The organism is Rugamonas violacea (assembly GCF_016461825.1).
GTDB lineage: Bacteria > Pseudomonadota > Gammaproteobacteria > Burkholderiales > Burkholderiaceae_D > Rugamonas.
In genome coordinates this window covers 1-1,456 of record NZ_JAEMNU010000082.1, presented here as the reverse complement: position 1 = coordinate 1,456, position 1,456 = coordinate 1, and the positions used below count along the sequence as shown (strand labels likewise).

General features: G+C 55.1%; 1 protein-coding gene and 1 rRNA gene. One reads left to right on the top strand and one right to left on the bottom strand.

Going from position 1 to position 1,456, the window contains the following annotated elements; translation table 11 throughout:
- Positions 1-441 precede the first annotated feature (441 nt).
- Positions 442-963, top strand: a complete 522-nt coding sequence (locus tag H7U20_RS15955; protein ID WP_199760145.1) for an outer membrane beta-barrel protein — start codon at positions 442-444, stop codon at positions 961-963.
- A 174-nt stretch (positions 964-1,137) separates the two neighbouring features.
- On the opposite strand, the gene rrf is transcribed toward H7U20_RS15955, so the two are convergent.
- Positions 1,138-1,250, bottom strand: a 5S ribosomal RNA gene (rrf, locus tag H7U20_RS15950).
- Positions 1,251-1,456 lie beyond the last annotated feature (206 nt).

Sequence of the window (1,456 nt, the reverse complement as noted above, 5' to 3'; positions counted from 1 at the left end):
TCCTGCGGCGCTTCCTGTACGCCGCCGCCGCGACCGGCAGGCGAACTGAGGCGTCGCTCAGGTTGGTAGATGAAGATCAACGCTAATCAATTATTTTTTTGCTTCAGCTGACATGAAACCACCCTTTAGAAGTTTGAACATTCGACCAGCACCGGCAAAAAGGTGCGATGGATAATGATACAACCCAATTCCATGCCTGCACAGCAATTGTGCTAAGCCGTTGCAATGCGTCACATCCCATGGCCAGCCAGCCTCCCCTCCGCGCCCAAGCCGAACCGGCGCATGCCGGCGCCACCGCCCGAGACTTGAATGATTACCAATATTAAGTTACTATTTTCCAAGTGGCAAAATTATAAATTAATTAATGCCCCTGCCCTAGCGAGACCCACCGCCACGTCATTCTGCCGAGTCGGTGAGTAATTACACTATCCCAGGAGAGTTATGTCTACAGTATTCACCCGCGCCGCACTGTCCACCCTGTTGCTGGCGTCCAGCGCCGCCTACGCCGCCGAATTCGACCCCGGCATCTACGTCGGCTCCGACATCGGCCGTTCGTCCTACTCGCAGCCCGGCGTCAGCAACGGCGATCTGGCCCTCGGTCTGAAACTTGGCTATCAAGCCACGCCGAACTTCGGCGCCGAGATCATCGCGCGCTCGCTCAGCTTCCGCATCGACGGTCTGTTCTCCGACTCCGCCTACTACCCGGAGAGCCATATCGGCGTGGCGGCGGTGGGCAAGATTCCCCTCAACGACCGTTTCAGCCTGTACGGCCGCCTGGGCGTCGGCCGCACCAAAATGCATTCGGCGCGCGTGGCCAATAAAGACCAGAACGAAACCGAGGCACTGTTTGGTGGCGGCGTCAGTTACGCCTTCTCGCCAAAATGGCAGATGAGCCTGGAGGCGATCCGCTTCAACAAATCCGAACTCACCCTGGTCACGCTTGGCGTCCAATACAACTTCTGATGCAATCGGGTTCGTCCCGCGCATAAAAAAACCACCAGTAAATCCGGTGGTTTTTTTCGACGCAGCATTGCTACACTGAGCCAGTAGTCGGGACGGAAAAAAACCCCACCTGCACCGAACGCGGTCTTGAGCGCGTTCAGGCGGATGGGGGTTTTTCACTACGACATATAACTAGCCTGACGATAACCTACTTTCACACTGGTTGCAGCACTATCATCGGCGCAGAGTTGTTTCACGGTCCTGTTCGGGATGGGAAGGGGTGGTACCAACTTGCTATGGTCATCAGGCATTGACTTGTACGAGCGCACGCTCCCAACGGGGCGGCGGCGCTCTAAAATTGGGAAGAAGTATCGGTAAAGAATGGGTAATGAAGCATGTCTCAACAACTCAGGCGACACGCAATTCTTATTCTTACAACCTGCTAAGGTTATAGGGACAAGCCTTACGGGCAATTAGTACTGGTTAGCTTAATGCATTACTGCACTTCCACACC